Annotated in this window: 19 protein-coding genes; 4 read left to right on the top strand and 15 right to left on the bottom strand. The window is 62.8% G+C overall.

The features are described 5' to 3' along the window. Nucleotides 1-167: 167 nt before the first annotated feature. From ABXS05_RS34900 to ABXS05_RS33425, 9 genes are all read right to left on the bottom strand, one after another. Nucleotides 168-284, bottom strand: a complete 117-nt coding sequence (locus ABXS05_RS34900) for a DUF6911 family protein (RefSeq protein WP_376717777.1) — start codon at nucleotides 282-284, stop codon at nucleotides 168-170. Nucleotides 285-498: 214 nt separating this feature from the next. Beyond that, on the bottom strand, nucleotides 499-912 hold the full coding sequence (locus tag ABXS05_RS33460; protein ID WP_367626879.1) for a DUF6911 family protein: 414 nt from the start codon (nucleotides 910-912) through the stop codon (nucleotides 499-501). Then, nucleotides 909-1,781 carry a cytidine deaminase-like fold-containing protein gene (locus ABXS05_RS33455; RefSeq protein ID WP_437178720.1) on the bottom strand — a complete coding sequence of 291 codons (873 nt, stop codon included), beginning with the start codon at nucleotides 1,779-1,781 and terminating at the stop codon, nucleotides 909-911. Before ABXS05_RS33455 ends, ABXS05_RS33460 begins: the two co-directional genes overlap by 4 nt. Before the next feature lie 252 nt (nucleotides 1,782-2,033). Beyond that, nucleotides 2,034-2,447 carry a transposase gene (locus ABXS05_RS33450; RefSeq protein WP_311944077.1) on the bottom strand — a complete coding sequence of 138 codons (414 nt, stop codon included), beginning with the start codon at nucleotides 2,445-2,447 and terminating at the stop codon, nucleotides 2,034-2,036. Nucleotides 2,448-2,503: 56 nt separating this feature from the next. After that, nucleotides 2,504-2,917 (bottom strand): DUF6911 family protein, encoded by a 414-nt coding sequence (locus ABXS05_RS33445; protein ID WP_311944079.1) that lies wholly within the window; start codon nucleotides 2,915-2,917, stop codon nucleotides 2,504-2,506. After that, on the bottom strand, nucleotides 2,914-6,945 hold the full coding sequence (locus tag ABXS05_RS33440; RefSeq protein WP_367626878.1) for a cytidine deaminase-like fold-containing protein: 4,032 nt from the start codon (nucleotides 6,943-6,945) through the stop codon (nucleotides 2,914-2,916). The genes ABXS05_RS33445 and ABXS05_RS33440 overlap by 4 nt, the downstream gene beginning before the upstream one ends. 454 nt (nucleotides 6,946-7,399) lie before the next feature. Beyond that, on the bottom strand, nucleotides 7,400-7,906 hold the full coding sequence (locus ABXS05_RS33435) for a hypothetical protein (protein ID WP_367626877.1): 507 nt from the start codon (nucleotides 7,904-7,906) through the stop codon (nucleotides 7,400-7,402). 128 nt (nucleotides 7,907-8,034) lie between these two features. Then, on the bottom strand, nucleotides 8,035-8,424 hold the full coding sequence (locus ABXS05_RS33430) for a hypothetical protein (RefSeq protein WP_367626876.1): 390 nt from the start codon (nucleotides 8,422-8,424) through the stop codon (nucleotides 8,035-8,037). A gap of 52 nt (nucleotides 8,425-8,476) precedes the next feature. Further along, on the bottom strand, nucleotides 8,477-8,644 hold the full coding sequence (locus ABXS05_RS33425) for a hypothetical protein (RefSeq protein ID WP_367626875.1): 168 nt from the start codon (nucleotides 8,642-8,644) through the stop codon (nucleotides 8,477-8,479). 273 nt (nucleotides 8,645-8,917) lie between these two features. Between ABXS05_RS33425 and ABXS05_RS33420 the strand changes: the two genes are divergently transcribed. From ABXS05_RS33420 to ABXS05_RS33410, 3 genes are all read left to right on the top strand, one after another. Next, the gene (locus ABXS05_RS33420) at nucleotides 8,918-9,661 is read left to right on the top strand and encodes an XRE family transcriptional regulator (protein ID WP_187829798.1); all 744 of its coding nucleotides are present in this window, start codon (nucleotides 8,918-8,920) and stop codon (nucleotides 9,659-9,661) included. Between the two features lie 110 nt (nucleotides 9,662-9,771). Beyond that, nucleotides 9,772-10,104, top strand: a complete 333-nt coding sequence (locus ABXS05_RS33415) for a hypothetical protein (RefSeq protein WP_311944086.1) — start codon at nucleotides 9,772-9,774, stop codon at nucleotides 10,102-10,104. Nucleotides 10,105-10,255: 151 nt separating this feature from the next. Next, nucleotides 10,256-10,621 carry a hypothetical protein gene (locus tag ABXS05_RS33410; RefSeq protein ID WP_367626874.1) on the top strand — a complete coding sequence of 122 codons (366 nt, stop codon included), beginning with the start codon at nucleotides 10,256-10,258 and terminating at the stop codon, nucleotides 10,619-10,621. Nucleotides 10,622-10,687: 66 nt separating this feature from the next. On the opposite strand, the gene ABXS05_RS33405 is transcribed toward ABXS05_RS33410, so the two are convergent. Continuing rightward, the gene (locus tag ABXS05_RS33405; RefSeq protein ID WP_311944090.1) at nucleotides 10,688-11,329 is read right to left on the bottom strand and encodes a YceH family protein; all 642 of its coding nucleotides are present in this window, start codon (nucleotides 11,327-11,329) and stop codon (nucleotides 10,688-10,690) included. A 182-nt stretch (nucleotides 11,330-11,511) separates the two neighbouring features. On the opposite strand from ABXS05_RS33405, the gene gmd reads away from it, so the two are divergent. Then, nucleotides 11,512-12,588: a GDP-mannose 4,6-dehydratase gene (gene gmd, locus ABXS05_RS33400; protein WP_367626873.1), complete on the top strand. Its 1,077-nt coding sequence runs from the start codon at nucleotides 11,512-11,514 to the stop codon at nucleotides 12,586-12,588. Here the strand turns inward: gmd and ABXS05_RS33395 are convergent. From ABXS05_RS33395 to ABXS05_RS33375, 5 genes are all read right to left on the bottom strand, one after another. Continuing rightward, a complete protein-coding gene (locus ABXS05_RS33395) occupies nucleotides 12,585-13,538 on the bottom strand; it encodes a GDP-L-fucose synthase family protein (RefSeq protein ID WP_367626872.1) in 954 nt (317 codons plus the stop codon). The two genes, gmd and ABXS05_RS33395, sit on opposite strands and share 4 nt — an antisense overlap. A 103-nt stretch (nucleotides 13,539-13,641) precedes the next feature. Continuing rightward, entirely contained in the window at nucleotides 13,642-14,361 is a 720-nt protein-coding gene (locus ABXS05_RS33390; protein ID WP_367626871.1) for an outer membrane protein, read from the bottom strand. Nucleotides 14,362-14,729: 368 nt separating this feature from the next. Continuing rightward, complete coding sequence (locus tag ABXS05_RS33385; RefSeq protein WP_367626870.1) at nucleotides 14,730-17,093, bottom strand: TRAP transporter permease; 2,364 nt, start codon at nucleotides 17,091-17,093, stop codon at nucleotides 14,730-14,732. A gap of 126 nt (nucleotides 17,094-17,219) precedes the next feature. Further along, complete coding sequence (locus tag ABXS05_RS33380) at nucleotides 17,220-18,203, bottom strand: TAXI family TRAP transporter solute-binding subunit (protein WP_367626869.1); 984 nt, start codon at nucleotides 18,201-18,203, stop codon at nucleotides 17,220-17,222. 149 nt (nucleotides 18,204-18,352) lie between these two features. Further along, nucleotides 18,353-19,096 (bottom strand): glycosyltransferase family 2 protein, encoded by a 744-nt coding sequence (locus ABXS05_RS33375; RefSeq protein WP_367626868.1) that lies wholly within the window; start codon nucleotides 19,094-19,096, stop codon nucleotides 18,353-18,355. Nucleotides 19,097-19,227 lie beyond the last annotated feature (131 nt).

Genomic DNA, 19,227 nt, shown 5'->3' with positions numbered 1-19,227 from the left:
GACCGGCTCGTAGTCGAGGGGATGACCTGCGGTCCGGCGCAGGGCATCGCCGATCAGCTGGCCGTGTTCCGGCTTGGGGATCGCGGCGTCCGTTTACTCGCAGAGATCGCGCCCGATTGAATCAGTCGGAAAGATATTGGCTCAAAGCTGCCATGCCGCTTCTCATCTCACGGATAGAGCCGTGGTGAAACGATGTTCAGAGTGTCGAAAAACTGCTTGAACACATCATAGACTAGTTCGTAGTCGGTAAAGATGATACGAGCATCCCAATCGGCGCCTTGCATCTCGTATTCGCTTCACGGGATATTTTCATCAAACGAGACGCGGTGAAATGGTTCACCATTCTCTCGATTATCGAAGACGATAAAGAAATTATCGTTCTGCGCATAGGAATTACGGCGAGAGCGCAATAATAAAATTTAGCACACTGTCGCCGTTATCTCATCAACGCCGTCCCGTGGCCGTAATGAAGCGTGAATATCGTAAATATGTCAGGTATTAGTAGGGAACTATACGTGATGACGTAATGTTCTTTGTTTCAAAGAACTGTTTAAATGTGTCGTATGCAAGTTCGTAATCAGTAAATATCGTGCGAGAATCCCACGTGTATCCTTGCATTTCATATTTTCCATATGGAATATTTGAATCGAAGGACGCGCGTCGAACGTCTTCTTCATTTTTCTTATCATGAAAAACAATAAAATAGTGATCGTTTTGCGCGTGAACACTTAGTGACTTATAATCGCTCTCTTCGCCATTGTCGTAGACAAGATTGACAGATCCATCCGCGTGACGCAGCGCCTGAAGCTTTGACAGGATTAGGTCCCAATCACAGTTCGCTTGCCCTCCTCCTCCCTCCGGACGGGGGACGTCGCGAATAAACCAGCTAACAAAAAAATCGTTCTTGTTCATTGTGCATTATCTCTCATGCGCATGATCGCGCGCATACCCTTGCGCCAATATTTGGTGTGACCCGTTGCCGTTTCGTAGATCACTAGCCCCTCCAGCTTGGCCGCGGTGGTAGCGCGAGCGATATCCTTCTCCCAGTAGCCGCAGACGTCGCGACCGTTAACCACCATGTATAGATGTTCGCCCTCGGTCCGACCCGCATCCGCGAATTTTTGAATTATGATGACTTCGGCATGAGCATTTGCCATCTTCTCATTAGCTGAAGGCTGGTTACCGGCTTCACGTACCCTCTTGGCATCGTTTCGAATTGCCTCGGCGGCAAGACTATCCTGATCGGGGTCATTGTAATCATGTCGCGATGTCTGATTCATACTGAACTCAGTGGTACTACCAATGATGCCTGCGGCGGTCACCTCGGGATGTGTTGGTTGCTTTCCAGTTTGTATCTGCAGTCGACGTGTCTCAACGGTCCAATCTGCATAGCCTTGGATGATTGTGCCTCGGAGAAGACGATACCAGGGCGTCGTGTCCGTGACCGGCCTGGGGACCTGTCCTTTGGCCGGCCGATCGGCGGCGGTTGGCGGTGCTCCGCCTTGGGTTTCTCTCGCGATCAACTCCTTCAAGTCAGTCTTGGCGGCCTCAAGCGCGGCGGACGTGTCGAGTCTAGCATTTCGATGGGCATTATAGTCCGCCATATCGATGTGGTCGTCGGGATTAAGAGGGGGAGGAGGGTAGCTCTGGCCTTTTTGTTCCTTAGTGGGTACGGCCGGAGCAGGCAGTCCGTCGGGATCCCTGTTACGGGCCGTTGAACGATAGGTATCCTTGCAATTACGGTGACAGTGCATTCTATTGCCAGTCCAGTCGATCAACACCAACTACCCTTCCTTGGGCTTAGGTCCGCGCTTTCCCGGCCTCACCTCGCGGCCGGTTAATATCGCGATGCGATCGATGAAGGCGTCGTCGCCAAGCGGGCGTCCGACGCTCTCCGCCCGGCGAATGCGATTGAACATCGCCTCGTCCGTATCATCATCGAGTAGATCGGAAAAATTGACGATACGCTGGCGGAGCGCCGTGAGGCCGGTGATGCCGTCTTCTTACCCGAAGAGATGGGCCCGTGTGCTGGCTCAGGGCCAATCCTGAGCCCGCTCCACCAGACCGGCCCGCACCGGATTGAGGCTAACATAGCGCACCGCGTGCAGCAGATGCGCCTCATCCATCGCAACCGCGCCATAGCGTCCCTGCCAAAAATGCCCCGTGCGTTTCTCGCGCGCATGGACATGGCCGGCATAGCGCCGATGGGTTGGCGCCAAGGCCCGCCGCAGGCCATCCGGATCGGACGGCACGAGAATGATGGGCACGTGATTCGGCATCAAACACCAGGCCCACACCTCGACGCCGGCCGCCTGGCAATGGTCCGCAAGGCAGTCGCGGTAGAGGGCGTAATCCTCTGCGCCAAAGAAAGTGCGCTGCCGCCCATTGCCTCGCTGGGTGACATGATAGGGCAGACCGGGAACCACGATGCGTGCAAGCCGAGCCATCAAGGCACGATGCGGCCGCACTTAGAGTTGTCAATAGAGTGCACTGTCACCGTAATTCAGTAAGGTGCAATACGCGGTGAGCTTATCTTTTCAGTTTCAAAGAATTGCTTAAATACATCGTATACTAAATCATAATCGGTAAAAATTATACGAGAATCCCAATCAGAGCCCTGCATCTCGTATTTACTATACGGAGAGGCTGGATCAAATGAGACGTGTCGAAAATGTTTTCCATCTCTTTTGTCATTAAAAACGATAAAATAATGATCGTTCTGAGCGTGTACGCTTAAGGATTTGTCATCGTCTTCATTGCCGTTGTCAAATTCAAGCGCTACGGATCCATCTTCATGTTGAAGCCTCTGTAATTTTTTTATTATGAAATCCCAATCGCAATTGGACTTGCCACCGCCACCTTCAGGGCGTGGAATGTCGCGAATGAACCAACTTATGTGAAAGTTATTTTTTTTCATGGGTTAACATCTCCGATGCGTTTGATACTACCCATCCCATAATGCCAATATTTAGTGTTGCCTGTCGCGGTTTCATAGATAACCAACCCTTCCAGTTCTGCCGCCGTAGCTGCACGAGCGATATCGACCATACACCAGCCACAAACATCGCGGCCATTGACGACCATATGAAGGAACCGCCCTTTGGTTTGACCAGCATCAGCGAACTTCTGAATGAGGGCGACTTCACCGTGGGCGTCCGCCATCTTCTCATTAGGTGACGTTTCGTTGCCGGCGTCTTGTATCCGCTGGGTATCAGTTCGGATTGCATTGGCCGCGAGGGTGTCTTGATTGGGGTCATTATAATCGAATCGAGATTTCTGATTCATACTGAATTTAACAGTATTTCCGACAATGCCGGCTGTAGTAACCTCTGGGTGCGTTGGTTGTTTTCCAGTTGCGATCTGCTGCCGGCGTGTTTCGACAGTCCAATCGGCATAGCCTTGGATGATTGCGCCTCGGAGAAGACGATACCAGGGTGTTTTGTCCGTGACTGGCTTGGGGACCTGCCCTTTTTCTGGCCGATCGGTGGCGGTCGGCACTGCTCCACCCTGGGTTTCTCTCGCGATCAACTCTTTCAAGTCAGTCCTGGCAGCCTCAAGCGCGGCGGAGGCGTTAAGTCCAGCATTTCGATGGGCGGTATAGTCCGCCATATCGATGTGGTCGTCGGGATTAAGAGGGGGCGGAGGGTAGCTTTGGCCTTTTCGCTCCTTGTTAGCCATGGTCGGAGTAGGCGATCCGTCAGGATTCTTATTACGCGCCGTTGAACGATAGGTATCCTTGGCTGCCTTCAACGCCGCCCGGGGACTTCCCGTGAGCACGTACATACTGTCGTATTTGGCCTCGTCATAAGGATCGCTTGGATCTTGAGGAGGACGAGGCGGCGGAGACGGCACAGTCGGAGGTGAGGAGCCACCCTTGTCGGCGTCTGACCGGCCTCCCCTGTTGCGATAATTGCCAATCGCGATGTTGAGAGCCTGTTGCCTGGTCAACCCTGCCTTGCGGGCGGCATAGTAATCGCTTGGGAAGAAGGGCTGATCCGGGGGCGAGGGCGGAAGCGGCTCGACGAGAGGCTCGGGACCATTTTCGCCATCTTCGCCGGTGGCGGGGGGCAGGTTCGGAGGCTGTGTGGGGGCGGGGACTATGCCGAAGGTACCGAGAGGGGAGGTTCGCTGTTGATCCGGCGACGGCATTCCAATCCCGGCAAGGGCTGGATCGCCTTCGGGGATGAACCAGCGCGTTTCCCAGGTCGGCTGATGCTCCCCTTGATCTTCAGAACCCGGCTTGGCCTGACCCGCCTGCCGAACTGCCTGCATGGTGCGGGCGATGGTGTAGGCATAGGTCGGATTGCGGCTGGATGTGTACAGGCTGTCATAGACCGCCTGGTCATAGGGAGCGGCGGCGGTCTGGGGAGGGCGGGGTATCGGGCTTGGTTGGCCGCCATCGAGGGATAGCCACAGATCTGCCTCGCCGGCTGCCGGCGTCCAACGCGCCATGACGATCCGCGCCGGCTCACCCGGCTTGGCGCCCGGGGCAAGGATGAAGTCGAAGCCGCCGGTGGAGACCAGCTCGTAGTCGAGGGGATGACCTGCGGTCCGGCGTAGGGCATCGCTCGCGGCGATTTTGAAGCGTTGCAGACTTTCGGCTTGAGCCAGGCTGCGCTCTTGCTCCGGCTTGTCGGTCCATTTCTCCAAACCGGTGAGCAGGGCGTGGGTCGCCTCGGGCGAGACTTTCACGCCGCCGAAGGCTGGCAGGACGAAGGATCGGGGTATGACGGTGCCGGGATAGGGGGCGGATACGTCCGTGGCTCCGTTGAAGACCTCCAAAAGGAGCCCCACAAGTGGACTATTCCCGCGAGCGGTGCCTTTGGCGAAATTGGCCCCACGCATGCCGGGTGGTGCAGCGACAGGCGCCGATTTCACCGGAGACTCTGGGACCCTCGGCACATTGTCGTTCCCCGGTTTGAGGGGCGCGGCACCCAGCTTTTGGACGAGCGCCCTGCCGGCATTGTCGACGGTGGTGCCGGGAGACGGGGGCAATGTGGGGCTGTTGTTGACATTGGCCGGCTTGCCCGGTCCCTGGGGGATCTCGAAGAGTGGCTTGGCGGGGGTGGCGGTGGCAGGCCTCTGTATGCCGGCGCCGCCATTGTCGTTGGCCGAGCCACTGCCCGGAGCAGCATCGGTGAGGGTCTTTGGCAGGATTTGCGCATAGAGCGTGGGGCCGGGCAGGCGAAGGTCCTGGCGGGCGAGGGCGTGGGCATTGGCGAGGTCGCTGCCATTGAGGCTGAGATTGCGCTGGACCAGTCGGTCGTAGAGCATGGCGGTGAGGGGATCGAAGCCGCCAGGGCCGGCCGCGTGCATCCGGGTGAGCGCGCTCGTCATCGCGGGTCCGAGGTCGATGGCGGTGTCGGTGTGAGCAGGCCGCCAGGCGGAATTGGTGCTTGTGGCATCCGCGCCGCCGCGCAAGGCGAGCGGGCTTGTTGGCGCGGCGGATGCGGCCGAGTCGGCCGGCTGGCCGGGCTTCTGGCTCGCCGGCGTATCGAAGGCCGCGGCGAGCAGCCGAGCGGCGTTGTCGTCCTCGCCCCTGCCATAGGCGGCGAGCGCCGGCGCGGCGAGGCGCGGCAGGCCAGTCAGCATGGCCTGCGCAAACAAATTGGCCTGCTGGGCGGGATCGTCGGGCGCGGTGATCAGGGCGCGGAAGGGCGCGATACGCTCGGACAGCGGCCTGGCGGTGTCGCCGAAGCGCGTCAGCGCCTTGTCGATCATCGCCTTGGGCAGCACGGCGCGGCCTTGCGCCGGCAGGCCCAGCCCGTCCATGGCGGCGTTGGTGGCTGCCAGGGCTGCTTTCAGCCTGTCGGGTGAACTCTCCGCCTCGCTCCACAGCTTGTCGAGGGCGGGATAGACGGCCCTGACATAGGCGTTGGGGTTCTTGTGGCGTGCCGCCAGGTTGAGGGCGATGGCCTGCACGGCTCGGGCGTGGCGCTCCCGCCCCTCCGCGAAATCGGGGCCGTTGCCGGTAAACTCAGACCCCTTGGGCGCGAAACGGGCAAGCCAGGCGGTCTGCTCGGCCGGCGTCATCGCCTTGATGGCGTCGACATCGGCGCCCAGCTTGACGATGCGCTGGAACTCGTCATGGCGGCGCGGGCCATCCTCGCGGCCATAGGCCGCGACGAAGCGGGTCTCGTCCGGCAAGGGGGCGTCGTAGCGGCCGGTGCTGGTCAGCGCCGTCTCGGCGTCCCGCAGCATGGGTTCGAGCGCGCCGCGGGCGAGGGCCTGGCTCTGGTCTCGCCGGAGGAAGGCGTCGCCGATCAGCCGGCTATGCTCCGCCTTGGGGATCGCGGCGAAGGCCGGGTCGCCGGACGTGCCGCCGGCGGCGTCATCCCCGCCGAGGGCGGCCGCGCCAGCCTCCGGATCATCCGCGAAGCGGCTGTGCCAGGCCGCGATGGCAAAGCCGCGCTCGGCGTCCTGGCGGCGCTGGGCCTTCTGGGCCGGCGTCTGCCCCGAGCTGTCGACCAGGCCGAAATAGGCCTGCCTGGCGGTTGCCAGCAGCGAGGGATCGCGAGCCACATCCTGCTCGTTGATAGCAAAGGCGTTGTCGAGTTCCCCGGCTTCGTAGCGGGCGCGGCCCTGCTGTTCCATGACGGCTGCCTTGCCGAGCAAGGCTTCGCGATCGGCGGCCAGCCTCGTGGCAAAGGCGGGGCGATTGGCCGGCGAGATCGCCGCCAGCAGCGCGCTGTCGCCCTTTTGCGTGCTCCGCATGACGCCGGCAGCAAAGCCGGTGGCGCCGGGGGGCATGGCGCCTGCGGCTTCATCGAGTTCGGCCTGGCGCTGCAGGCGACGCTGGCTGAAGCGCTCCTCGTCGTCGAAGGCGTTTTGGCGGGCGATCCTGGCCTGATAGGCGGCGGCCTCGGGAGGGACTTCGCTCAGCCCGGCGACGGGGAGTTGCAAGCCCTGGCCAATTTCGGCGTCGTAGTCTGGAAAACGGGGCATGGGGGTCCATCGGGCAAAAAAAATCCCCGCCGGGAGCGGGGGTGAGGATGGGAAATGTCCAAGGATGGGGGAGGCTTGGGGGGGGCCGGCTTGCAGCCGCGGCATTCGCCGGAAGCAGGAATGGGCCTCGCGATAGGCAAGTCTCTCGGCACGGTATGCGTGTGCGCGGATGGAGAGGTGATGTCGCACCGTCAAACCTGGTGCAAGGCCGCCGGGAAGTCAGTGAGTCACAGCGTTTGAGAGCGGAGGGAAAGGGGATTTAGGACTGAGGGCTGTCCTTTTGCGCCTGGATCCCCTTCCCGAGCCTTCGGCCCGCCGGGGATGACAGGTCAGGCCTCGATGCCGTTGGCATCAGCAGAACGCTGCGGTAGGAGCGGGCATGAAAAAAGCGCCTGGACCTTTCGGTCGGGCGCTTTTTGTCAGGGTCTTAATTTGCCATATCGGGTAATTGCCGTCAACCCCATAGTCGGCAAAGAATATTCAATCCGCAGCGCAAATCACCGAGCTCGGCATGCTGTTCCTGCAGGATGCAGGCCTTGAGTGCCTTGAGATAGCGCTTGCCATCGGGCGCGTCGTTGAGGGCGGTGAACATGTCCTCGTAGCGCCGGCGCGCCTTGGCGATCGCCTCGGCATCGCCGGCTTCCTCGCCATGGCCGCCACCGCCCAGCATCAGCATGTCGAGCGAGCGCGGGTTGGGCGAGGCAAAGCCCATGACCTTGGCATAGCGGATCACGGCAATGGCAAAGCGGCAGCCTGCCTCATATTGCCGGGCATTGATCTCCTGCTGCAGGCAGAGGCGCCCGAACACCGAGCCGGCAAGCTGGCTGCGCGCGTCCCCGGGCCGGACGCCCATGCGGATGCGGTTCCTTGTGGCCGTGGCGGTGATTTCGGCGACGCTCTCGCGCTGGAGCCGGCCCGAAGGTTCGCGTTGGCGGATCTTCAAGAAGGGAGAGGGGCGCATCTCAGGCGGCCTCCTGGCTAGGGGAGAAAGGAGAAGGGTGCAAATAGCGGTGCAAGCCAGGCGCTCTGGGGTGGAATTACCGAGCCGGCTTGTGATTGGGCGGGGCACTTTGAACCCGTTTCCAGTTTTTAGTGTTCGAGCTGACCGGCACACATCTCGGCGGGCGAACCGGTGGGAGAGAAGTCGAGGAAGCGCCAGCTATCGAGAGGCAGCGCCGTCTCCGGCCGCAGGACGTAGCTTTCCCAACGCTTGTCGAAGCCATGCTCGCGCCGGATGTCGTTGAGATGCTGCAGGACGGCCCGGCGATGCGCTTGCGCCCGGCGATCCTGCTCGCCTGTCTCCTCGCTGTCCTCTTGGGCAGGGCCGAGCTGGGCCAGGAGGGCCGTTACGGCCCGGTGGTTGCGGCCGAGGGCTTGGGCGATCTGGCGCAGATTGGCACCCTTGGCGCGCAGGGCACGTGCGGTTTCCAGCTGATCCGCTGCACGATAGTGTCGGGGCTTGCTGTTCGGCATCGCCATGTCGATCTCCGATGAGAGGGGCCGGGAGGAAAGGAGCCGGAAGGACGGGCGCTCATCGCAGCCAGGCGGTGACGAGGCTGACGATTGCAGCCAGGAGCCCGCCGGAGAGGGCGCACAAAGCGAGGGCAAGGAGGCGGCTGCCGGCATCGTGGCCAGCCTCCGGCCATGCGTCCCCTGCGATGTCGTGACGGGCGAAGCCCGGATCGTCAGGCTGCTGCATGAGGCTGCCTCCTTTTTCTGTCGTCAGGCCATGAGCCATCACGGCGCCGCGGCCTGCCTCCGGACTTCCGGAGGCGGCGTGGGGCGCGCAAAGCGCTTGCCTGATTTGTTTTTCCGTACGGCCTACCGGGAGACGCTGGCCCCGACGCGAATGGCGCCAGGGGGACGTGTACTGGCCATGAACTTAATGTACCCATTATGGGTTCATTAAGCAAGAGGAATGTTCCCAAAAATAATTCTGGCCAAGACAGGATTTCTGGGGCAATGTACCCGTATGGGGAACAATCTCAAAGCATTGCGCACTGCCAAGGGCCTGTCGCAGCAAGCGCTGGCCGAGGCAATGGGGACAAAAAGGTCTCAGCTCGTGAAGCTGGAGCGGGGCGAGCGGCGCCTGTCGGACATATGGATCGTGCGGGCCGCCGCGGCGCTGAAGGTCGATCCCGGCGATCTGATGTCGAACCGCCTGCAGCTCGCCTCCTTCGATCCCGACGAGCACCAGCCCGACGGCTTCTTCGAGCCGGAGGCGCCCGAGGCGCTCGATCCCGATGCGCCGCCGCGCATTCCCGGCAATGGCATCGTCGAGGTTGACGCCCGCGCTGGCATGGGCGGCGGCGGGCAGGTGGCGCACGCCTATTACCGCGACGGCGATAAGATCGAGACGCGGGATGCGGTGAAGCCCGATCCCTGGGTGTTCCCGCCCTGGTTCCTGCGCGGCATCGGTGCCAAGCCGGGGGAATTGCTGATCATCGAGGCCAAGGGTGATTCCATGCGCCCGACGATTGCGCCGGGAACACCGCTGATCATCGACACCCGCCACCGCATACCCTCGCCCGACGGCATCTATGCCATCCGTGACCGCTGGGGCGACATTCAGGCCAAGCGTATCGAGACCTCCAAGATCCTCGGCGACAACGCCATCCGGGTGATCAGCGACAATGGCGGCCATGTCCAGATCGCCCGCAGCGAGGACGAGCTGCAGATCGTCGGCAAGGTCGTCGCCGGCTGGCATTTTTTCTGATTTGGTTCCGGCTTCTGATTTGGTCCCAGTCTGGCTTGACAAAATGTACCCATATTGGGAATATTATTCCCATAAGCCACGGATCTTGCCCGTGATGGGAGCTGTCAGCCATGCCCGACTATACCCTGGCCTTCGAGGAGCTTCATCTCGTTCAGATCGGCGGCCTGCTGGCCGGACCCCTCGATGGCGCCGCTCACGTCTGCTTTGGTCTTTCCCGCACCGCAATGCGCTTCGACAGCGTGAAGCTCAATGTCTGGAACCGGCAGGAGCGCAAGGCGTCTTTCACGACGCTGAGGGAGGGCGATCCCTGGTTTGACGAAATCTGCAACGCCCTCGTCGTCGATGCCGTCTATGGCGCCCTGATCGCCGATGCCGTGGAAGGGCACTGGCGCCAGAAGCCCAGTGCCTATGACCGCGCCCGTGATCGCCGGGAGGCGGCGTGAAGACGGCGCAGGCGAAGCCAATACCGAGGGAAGAGGCGATTTCCAATCGAACGGTCTATCGACTTTTTCGGAAAATGCGCCAGGGTTGGACTTTCGTGTGAGGGGCGCAGCGCCAAAGCCCTACGTCTGATCCTGAAGGGGCCGCGCGCGGATGTATTGCTATCTGACCATTCGTCCGCCTTCTCCGGCTTGCGCACCGTCGGACACGCGGCGGCTGGTCGCATTCCTGCAAACCTTGCCGGATTTGCGACAAAAACATCCTGTGTCGTTCGGCCATGCGCCCGGAAAGCCCTGGGTTGACCTGACGATCGTCAAGACGACTGATTCCGGTGAGTGGGCCAGCAACGGCGAGTTCATTCCGTTCTTCGATCGCGTGGTGCTGGTCGGCACCGAGAGCCCGCCCTGCTTTGGCTGGTATTCGGACCTTGCCACACGGATCGCCGAATTTCTCGGCTGGGAAGCGATGGAAGATGGCGAGAACCAGCTGATTCATCCGAAGAGGGACTATCCGGAGTGAATCTGCGTCTGCTGGCCCTGCCAATACAATCGTGATGGCATCACCGCCGGCAGCCACGTCCCGAAACTAGGCTCCTACGGCGTCGAGCCGTGCCTTGAGGTCTGCAACCTGCTCTTCCAGCGTGCGCACGCGCTCCTCAAGCTCGGCAATGGCCGATGGGGATGCCGCCGCGGCGCGCGGTGCCGGGGCGGCGATCATGGAGACCTCGACATCGCCCGAAAGCAGATGCGCGAAGCGGTCCTCGCGCTGCCCCGGCGCGCGGCCGATCTCCTTGACCAGCGGCGGGCGGGCGCTGGCGAGCAGATCGAGCTCCTGCCTGATCTCGTCGGCCGAGCCGAAGCTCGCCATGCGGTCGGTCCGGGTCTGCAATTCGTTCAGGGTCTGGGCCCCGCGCAGCAACATCACCGCCAGCAGGGCCGATTGCTGCTTGGTCAGGTTGAAGCGCTGGCCGGCGAGATGCTCGTAGCGCTCCACGCGTGAGCCGAAGGCGCGACGCACCAGTCCCTGCTGTTCCAGCGTTGCGAGCGTGTGGCCGATCTCCCCCGCCTCCAGGGCCATGACCGGCTCGCGCGACGTCTTCTGGTTGGCCGCGGCCTGCAGCGCGTTCAGCGTCAGCGGATAGGCGTCGGGCGTCAGCAACTGCTTTTCGATCAGGCAGCCGAAGATGCGGGCTTCCATGGCGTTGAGAAAGGGCGGTTCCTGGGACATGGGAAAAGCGGCCTGTTTGCGCAAGGAGGATCAGATTCGAGTGCTACCCGCTCACCGGCCATAACTCAACTGGCCGGCAGGCATTCCTTCATCGGCTTGCGGGGGGCTACGCTCTGATCCATACCGGACGCATGAGATGGCTGCCTCTGCGACGGGTGCAAGGCCGACAAGGGGAGGGCAGCATGAACGGCAAGACGGCGCTTATCACCGGCATGACGGGACAGGACGGTTATTACCTCACCAGGCTGCTGCTGGAGAAAGGCTACCAGGTCCACGGCATCAAGCGGCCATCTTCCTCCTTCAATACGGCGCGGCTCGACGCGATCTACCAGGATCCTCATGTGGAAGGACGGCGCCTGCATATCCACTATGCCGACATGCAGGATGGGCAGAGCCTGGTGCGGGTCATCGATGCGGTGCAGCCCGACGAGATCTACAATCTGGCGGCGCAGAGCCATGTACGCGTCAGCTTCGATATGCCCGAATATACCGCCGACATCGACGCCATCGGCGCGCTGCGCCTGCTGCAGGCCATCCGCACCCTCAAGCTGGAAGGGCGCTGCCGTTTCTACCAGGCTTCCACTTCCGAGCTCTATGGCGGCCAGAGCGACCGGCCGCAGGACGAGAGCTCACCCTTCAATCCGCGCAGTCCCTATGCCATCGCCAAGCTCTATGCCCATTGGACCACGGTGAACCACAGAGAGGCCTATGGCCTGCACGCCTCCAACGGCATCCTGTTCAACCATGAAAGCCCGGTGCGCGGCGAGACCTTCGTCAGCCGCAAGATCACCCGGGCGGTGGCGGCCATCGAGGCCGGCCGGCAGGACAGACTCTATCTCGGCAACCTCGGAGCCCGGCGCGACTGGGGCCATGCCCGCGACTATGTGGAGGGAATGTGGCGCATGCTGCAGCAGGACCAGCCCGGCGACTATGTGTTGGCGACGGGCCGGGTCCATTCGGTGCGCGATTTCGTCGAACGGGCCTTCGCCCATGTCGGGCGTTCACTCGACTGGGTTGGCGAGGGTTTCGCGGAGAGGGGGCTCGACCGGGCCAGCGGACGCGAACTCGTCACCATTGACCCGCGTTATTACCGGCCAACCGAGGTCGATTGTCTCATCGGCAATGCCGCCAAGGCACATGCCGTGCTGGGGTGGCGCCATCACACTACCTTCGAGGCGCTGGTGACGGAGATGATGACTGCCGATATCGAGACCGAGCGCGGCAACAAGCTGGATGAAGGCGGAGGTCGAGAAAGTTAGGATCCGGCAGATTTGATCCTGTCTTCATGGGCAAGATACCAGGCATAGGTCCGGGCCAGGCCATCCTCGAGTCCGATTCGCGGGCGCCAGCCGAGTGCAGTGATGCGCGAGGAATCCATCAGCTTGCGCGGCGTGCCGTCCGGCTTGCTGCGATCATGCGTGGTGGCGCCGGCATAGCCGACGACGCGCTTCACGGCCTCCAGTAGTTCCAGGATGGTGATGTCCTCGCCAGCCCCGATATTGATCGGCCTTTCATCCGAGTAGTCCCCGGCGAGGCGCACCAAAGCGTCGGCACAGTCGTCGACATGCAGGAATTCGCGCCGAGGCGTGCCGCTGCCCCAGATCTCGATGGCGGGCGCTTGGCGCAATTTGGCTTCGTGCACTCGCCGGATGAGGGCGGCGAGGACATGGCTCGACGCCAGGTCGAAATTGTCGTGCGGGCCGTAGAGATTGCAGGGCATGGCGGCGATGAAGTCGCAGCCATGCTGGCGCCGATAGGCCTGGACCAGCTTGAGGCCGGCGATCTTGGCGATCGCATACCACTCATTGGTCGGCTCGAGCGGGCCTGACAGCAACTGATCCTCGCCGATCGGCTGGGCGGCATCGCGTGGATAGATACAGCTCGAGCCGAGCATGACAAGCTTGCTCACGCCGGCGCGGGCGGCCGCATGCACCACATTGGCCTCGATGGCGAGATTGTCGTAGAGGAAATCGGCCGGAAAGCTGGCATTGGCCAGGATGCCCCCCACCTTGGCGGCGGCGAGGAAGATCACTTCGGGGCGCATCCGCTCGATCCAGGCTTCGGTATCGGCCTGCCGCCGGAGGTCGAGCTCGGCCCTGCCCGCCGTCAGCAGCGTGCAGTCTTCGCCCTGGAGCCGCCGCATCAGGGCGGCGCCGACCATGCCGCGATGGCCGGCAATCCAGACCCTTTTGCCCTGCAGCGACATCATCGAGACCCCACTCCGGTTCGGTTGCCGTCGTTTCCTCTATAGCAGGCCTGCAAAAACGAAAACCCGGCGCGGGGCCGGGCTTTCGTCGAAATCTGACAGAGGATCAGAACTTGTAGCTGACGCCGGCCGTGGCCGTGGTCTGGTTCCAGCCGGCCTTGACGCGTCCATTGGCCGTTTCGTAGCCCTTCTTCTGGAAGTCGGAGTAACGCACCTCGGCGCGGCCGATCCAGTTCTGTGTGAACGCATATTCTGCACCCAGGCCCACGGTCCAGCCGATATGGGTGTTGGTGTCGCTCGAACCATAGGCAGTACGGAACTGCCCAACATCCGACAATTTGCCGTTGGCGAAGGCAACACCACCGGTGGCGTAGACCAGAAGATTGTCGAAGGCGTAGCCGGCGCGCAGGCGCAGCGAACCCTGCCACTCACTCTTCATACGCAGCACGCCTGTCGCCTGGCCACCATAATAGCTGTAGCGATGGCTGCCCTTGAGATCGGCATAATCGATGTCGGCTTCCCCGCCGATGACGAACTGGTCGATCTGGTAGTTGTAGCCGGCATGGGCGCCGCCGACGAAGCCGTTCATGTCGAACTTATCGGCGGCGACCCGAGCCTGAATGTTTGGGAACAGGCGGCTCTGGTTGTCATCCTCGCGGCCCCAGCCATAGCCGGCATGCACGCCGATATAGGGGCCTGACCAATCATAGGGCGTATAGGCCGGAGCGACCGGCTCGACCGCCTGCGGTGCGAGGTCCGCGGCACTTGCGGCGCCTGCAAACAGGACCACTGCCATCACGGTCGATAGGAATACTGCTTTGAACATGGACGCCCCTCACTCCACCCGATGCCGGGAACGACCGGCACCGAACCATCTGTCTGATTGAATCAATTGAGAGAGCCGCGATTCCAAGTCAAAGACATTGCCGGAGATTTGGGCTGGCCGCCATATTTTGGCCATATGATGTGGCGGATCGGCAACAGTATCTGGGTGCCGAGATGGAATAGCCCCGTTCTTGTCGTCGCCGGCCTCCGCTTAGACCAAAAAACGCAGCTTTTGCAAAGTGTTGGGTTGGAGGATCAGGCCGGGCCTTCGATCAGAGTTTGTTCGACGCAGCCTGATAACCGGCGCTGCCCTGCGGCGCCCCTGCCAGGAAGCCGGAAAGGCCTGTCTCGTTCCCTTTTATCGATCTTCTAGGCTTCTTTCTCTCCCAGTGTCGGGCGCACGCGCAGCCAGTGCAGCAGCAGGGCCGCCCCCAGGAAGGCGGTTCCGCCGAGATCAGCCCAGGCGTCGGCGGCCAGCAGCAGGGCGCCGCCAATGGTTGCCAGGATCCGTTCGAGCGCATTGGCATGGCGCAGCGCATAGCCGGTGGCGCCCATGGCGAGCCCGACCAGGGCGAGACAGGAGGTGGCCGTGGTCAGCAGCACCTGCAGCCATTCGCCGAGATCGGCGGGCCAGCCGCCGCCCGGGGCCAGCATCAGCAGGCGCAGGCCGTCCGGTGTCAAACAGAACATGAAGGGCACCAGGAAGGCCGGCAGCGTGTATTTCCAGGCCTGGATCATGGTGCGGAACGGCGTGCCGCCGGTGATTGCCGCCGCAGCAAAGGGGGCGAGCGCCGTGGGCGGGGAGACGTCTGCCAGCACGGCGTAATAGAACATGAACATGTGGGCGGCCGGTTCCGGCACGCCGACGCCAGTCAGCGCCGGCACCAGCATCACCGCGGCGATGATGTAGCTCGCCGTCACCGGTACGGCGGTGCCGAGGATCCACATGGCGATGGCGGCGAGGATGATCACCACCACCCGCTCGCCGCCACCGAGCGTGACGATGATCGAGGAGATGGTCAGGCCGAGGCCGGTGAGGTTGACGACGGAGACGATGATGCCGGCGCAGGCGCAGATCGAGGCGATGCCGAGCACCGAGCGCGAGCCATCGATCAAGGCCTCGATCATGCGTGTCGCTGCGGGATCGGGCGTACGCCCGGCGCGCAGGGCCAGCCAGGCTTCGAGGCCGGAGGCGAGCGTGGCCGCCGCCATGCCCCAGAACACGCAGACCGAGATGCGCCCGTCGAAGAGATTGACCAGGCCGATCTGCGCCGACAGGCCGGATTTGCCGAAGCCATAGGCAGCGAGGCCCGCGACCACGCCGATGGCGAAGGCGCGCGGGGTCACCAGGCGGGAATGGCCGCGGATCATCGACAGGCCGAAGGCGATGGCGATCGACCAGAACACCGCCAGGAAGGAGGTGAAGCCGAGGATGAGGAAGACGGCGATCGCGCCGAGCGAGAGGAAGTGGTAGCCCTCGCTCACCGTCAGCTGCCAGAGCGAGGCGTCGGAGGTCTTCACCGGCGTGACCTTGAGGCGGCGGGCATCGGCCTCCGTCATCAGCCAGCAGGAAAGGTAATAGAGCAGGGTCGGGATGGTAGCGTAGATCAGGATGTCGAGATAGTCGACATTGAGATATTCGGCGATGATGAACGCGGCTGCCCCCAATGTCGGCGGCGATAGCGTGGCGCCGATGCCGGCTGCCGAGAGCATGCCGCCGGCAACGTTGGGCGTGTAGCCCGAGCGCCGCAGCATCGGCCAGGCGAGCGAGGCGATGGTCACGGTGGTGGCGACGCCCGAGCCCGACACCGTGCCGAGCAGGAAGCCCGAGGTCACCACGGCGCGGCCGGGTGCGGAGGGCGAGGGCGTCTTGCCGAACAGGGCGAAGGCCCAGTCGATGAAGAACTTGCCGGCCCCGCCGCGCTCCAGCACCGCGCCATAGATGGTGAACAGGATGATGAAGGTGGCGGCGACGTCGAGCGGCGTCGAGAACAGGCCTTCCAGCGTCAGGGCGTTCTGGCCGATGATGCGCTGCAGGGAGAAGCCGCGATGGTCGAAAGGCTCGGGGATATAGGGCCCGAAATAGCAATAGAACAGGAAGATGATGGCGATCGCTGGCAGGATCCAGCCGACGGTGCGGCGGGTCGCCTCCAGCACCAGGAGGATCAGGGCGCCGCCGAGCACCAGTTCCTCCGGTGTCGGGCGGGTGGGCCGGGCCTTGTAATCCTCGATGGTCAGGCAGAGCACCAGGGCTGTGCCGATGCAGAGTGCGACCAGGATCCAATCGAGCACGCGGGTGGTGATCAGGAGCCGGCTGCGCGTCGCCAACGGCATCAAGGCGAAGGTGAGGCCAACCACCGCGAGCTGCAATGCCGCCGGCAGGCTGCGGGCGAAGATGCCGCTCTGCAGCGCCAAGGCGAGGCAGGCGAGGGCGCCGATCAGCCCGGCCAGCCATTCCTCGATCGAGGCGGCGCGCGGCGTGCGGTCGCGTATCAGCGGGAACAGAGCGAAGACCAGGGCCAGCACGATGGCCAGGAAGCTGACGCGATAGATCGTGGTGTTGACGGCGAACTGCGTCCAATAGAGCACATAGGCCGAGAGGCCGAACAGGCAAAGGCCGGTCACCCGTCCGAGCCAGCCGGACAGATGTGCCGCCGGCCCACCCTCATTGTCGGAAGCGAGCCGCTCGAATTCCTCTTCGGTCAGCTCGACCCTGGTTTCGGTTTCACGCATGGGGCCAATCTGATTTGCTAACCTGCATAGGAGATCTTCCTGGAACGGCAGGCTTCCAACCGGTTCTCGCAGCCGCTGGGTCCCCAGGACGGAAAGAGCCGGCAAGGATGCCGGCGATCCCAGGGGTCACTTCAGCACGCCCTTGGCCTTGTAATAGGCCTCCGCCGCCGGATGGAAGGGCACGGCCGTCTTGGTCGCGGCCGTGGCGAGCGAGAGCTTGCGGGCTTCGGGATGGACCTTGTGGATCTCATCGAGATTGTTGAACAAGCCATCCAGCATGGTTGTGATCAGGCTGTCCTCGGCCTTGGCCGAGACGATCAGCACATTGGCGATGCCGAGGCCGGCGACGTCGCCGGTCAGGCCGGCATAGGCGTCTTTCTTGAGGAGGAAGGGGCGGTAGAGGCCCGGATATTTCTGCTCGACCACGGCGAGTTCGGCATCGGCCGGGATGAAGGAGATCGGCGGCTGGCCGGTGGTGGCGAGGTCGCGCACTGCCGAGGTCGGTACACCGCCGATCCAGAAGAAGGCGGTGACCTTGCCATCCTTGAGCGCGCCGACCGATTCGGCCACGCCGAGATTGTCGCGCGTCACGTCGGTCTTGGGGTCGAGCCCGGCGGCGGCCAGGATACGGTCGGCAATCGATTCGGTGGAGGAGCCGGCCGAGCCGATGGAAACGCGCTTGCCCTTGAGATCGGCGATACGGCTGATGCCGGCATCCTTGCTCGCCACCACATGCAGGAAGGAGTCGTAGAGTACGGCGAGCACCGCGACATCCTGCTTGCCGTCTTGCTCATAGGCGCCCAGGCCGTTGACCGCGTCATAGGTGGAATCGAGCGTGGAAAAGCCGAGCTCCGCCTCGCCGGTATGCAGCAGCTTGGCATTGTCGACCGAACCACCGGTGACCTGGGCCGTTGCCTGCAGATTGGGGACCTTTTCAGAGAAGATCTTGGCCAGGCCTCCGCCATAGGGATAAAAAACCCCGCCTGTGCCGCCGGTGGCAACCACCATGCGGATACGCTTTTGCGCCAATGCGGGCGCAGAGAAGGCTGTCAAGGCAAGCCCGGCGCCGGCGGAAAGCAGGCCGCGACGGTTGAGGAGCATGGTGGACATGTGGATCTCCCTGGATGCTATTCGTTATGGTTGCAGGAGATCATAGGGAGCAATCGCCGATCTGCAAGCATGCTCCGCCGGCTTGCCGAAACGCTACGGCAATCGGAGAGCTTTTCATGAGAAGAGCGTAGAGCCTCGATAGATCTGCCTCACGAAGGCCGGCCGCCCTCCCGGGCGATCGATTCGTGATTGCGCAGTACGAGCTGGCTCAAGCCATGCTTGGCGGACAGGCGGGTCAGGTTGGCTTGGCGTGCGGCGAGATTGGCGGCGGCCGAGACGCTGTCGTTCCGGGCGGAAATGCGCACCCCATCGCCCAGCGGGCCGGAGAACGGCACGCCGGCGGCGAACAGGCGCAGATACCAGTCCCAATCCCAGTAGTAGGGCAGCTTGTCGTCGAAAGGGCCGAGATTCTGGTGCAGGCTGCGCGGATAGACGACGCCAGACACCAGCAGGCGATTGTCGCGGCGGATGGCTTCGGCGTCGGCATGAGCCTCGAAGGTGAGTTCGCTGCCGGCGTCGGCGCGATCGCCCTCGGCAACGATGCGGCCGGAGGCATAGAGAAGGCCGCGGCTGTCGGCCTTGGCGAGCACACGCTCGAGATGATCCGGCTCGGCCCACCAGTCGTCGTCATCCAGGAAGGCGATGCGCCGGCCGCGCGCCGCGGCGACACCGAGATTGCGGGCCGGAACCTGGCCGCTGCCACCGGTCAGCAAGGCGTGGAGGCGATCGACGCCGAGTTCTTCAGCAAGGCGCGCCCCGCTGCCATCGCCGTCATCCACCACGACGAGCTCGAAATCCCGGAAGGATTGAGCCTGCGTCGAGGCCAGCGCCCGCCGCAGGAGGTCGGGGCGGTCCTTGGTGGGGATGATGATGCTGAGTTCAGGCTGGGACATGTCGGATATGGTCAGGCGCTGCTGGAGATCGAAAAGCCTTCCCGCGATGGCATCTTGCGATTTGACGGAGTCATCCGGAATCGAAAAGACGCGTCGAACCAATGAGCTAGAGCAAACAAGCGTTCAGTCAT

Origin of the sequence: Labrys neptuniae (assembly GCF_040797145.1) — a bacterium.
In the GTDB taxonomy this organism is placed as follows: domain Bacteria; phylum Pseudomonadota; class Alphaproteobacteria; order Rhizobiales; family Labraceae; genus Labrys; species Labrys neptuniae.
The sequence above is the reverse complement of the archived record's forward strand: the minus strand, read 5'-3'. Positions and strand labels throughout refer to the sequence as shown.

Coding starts and splice junctions, on each gene's coding strand:
- ABXS05_RS33435 (WP_367626877.1), bottom strand. CDS start 7,906: ATGCGCCCCTCTCCCTTCTTGAAGATCCGCCAACGCGAACCTTCGGGC.
- ABXS05_RS33430 (WP_367626876.1), bottom strand. CDS start 8,424: ATGGCGATGCCGAACAGCAAGCCCCGACACTATCGTGCAGCGGATCAG.
- ABXS05_RS33385 (WP_367626870.1), bottom strand. CDS start 17,093: ATGCGTGAAACCGAAACCAGGGTCGAGCTGACCGAAGAGGAATTCGAG.
- ABXS05_RS33445 (WP_311944079.1), bottom strand. CDS start 2,917: ATGAAAAAAAATAACTTTCACATAAGTTGGTTCATTCGCGACATTCCA.
- ABXS05_RS33425 (WP_367626875.1), bottom strand. CDS start 8,644: ATGCAGCAGCCTGACGATCCGGGCTTCGCCCGTCACGACATCGCAGGG.
- ABXS05_RS33460 (WP_367626879.1), bottom strand. CDS start 912: ATGAACAAGAACGATTTTTTTGTTAGCTGGTTTATTCGCGACGTCCCC.
- gmd (WP_367626873.1), top strand. CDS start 11,512: ATGAACGGCAAGACGGCGCTTATCACCGGCATGACGGGACAGGACGGT.
- ABXS05_RS33405 (WP_311944090.1), bottom strand. CDS start 11,329: ATGTCCCAGGAACCGCCCTTTCTCAACGCCATGGAAGCCCGCATCTTC.
- ABXS05_RS33395 (WP_367626872.1), bottom strand. CDS start 13,538: ATGATGTCGCTGCAGGGCAAAAGGGTCTGGATTGCCGGCCATCGCGGC.
- ABXS05_RS33420 (WP_187829798.1), top strand. CDS start 8,918: ATGGGGAACAATCTCAAAGCATTGCGCACTGCCAAGGGCCTGTCGCAG.
- ABXS05_RS33440 (WP_367626878.1), bottom strand. CDS start 6,945: ATGCCCCGTTTTCCAGACTACGACGCCGAAATTGGCCAGGGCTTGCAA.
- ABXS05_RS33450 (WP_311944077.1), bottom strand. CDS start 2,447: ATGGCTCGGCTTGCACGCATCGTGGTTCCCGGTCTGCCCTATCATGTC.
- ABXS05_RS33380 (WP_367626869.1), bottom strand. CDS start 18,203: ATGTCCACCATGCTCCTCAACCGTCGCGGCCTGCTTTCCGCCGGCGCC.
- ABXS05_RS33415 (WP_311944086.1), top strand. CDS start 9,772: ATGCCCGACTATACCCTGGCCTTCGAGGAGCTTCATCTCGTTCAGATC.
- ABXS05_RS33390 (WP_367626871.1), bottom strand. CDS start 14,361: ATGTTCAAAGCAGTATTCCTATCGACCGTGATGGCAGTGGTCCTGTTT.
- ABXS05_RS33375 (WP_367626868.1), bottom strand. CDS start 19,096: ATGTCCCAGCCTGAACTCAGCATCATCATCCCCACCAAGGACCGCCCC.
- ABXS05_RS33410 (WP_367626874.1), top strand. CDS start 10,256: ATGTATTGCTATCTGACCATTCGTCCGCCTTCTCCGGCTTGCGCACCG.
- ABXS05_RS34900 (WP_376717777.1), bottom strand. CDS start 284: ATGCAAGGCGCCGATTGGGATGCTCGTATCATCTTTACCGACTACGAA.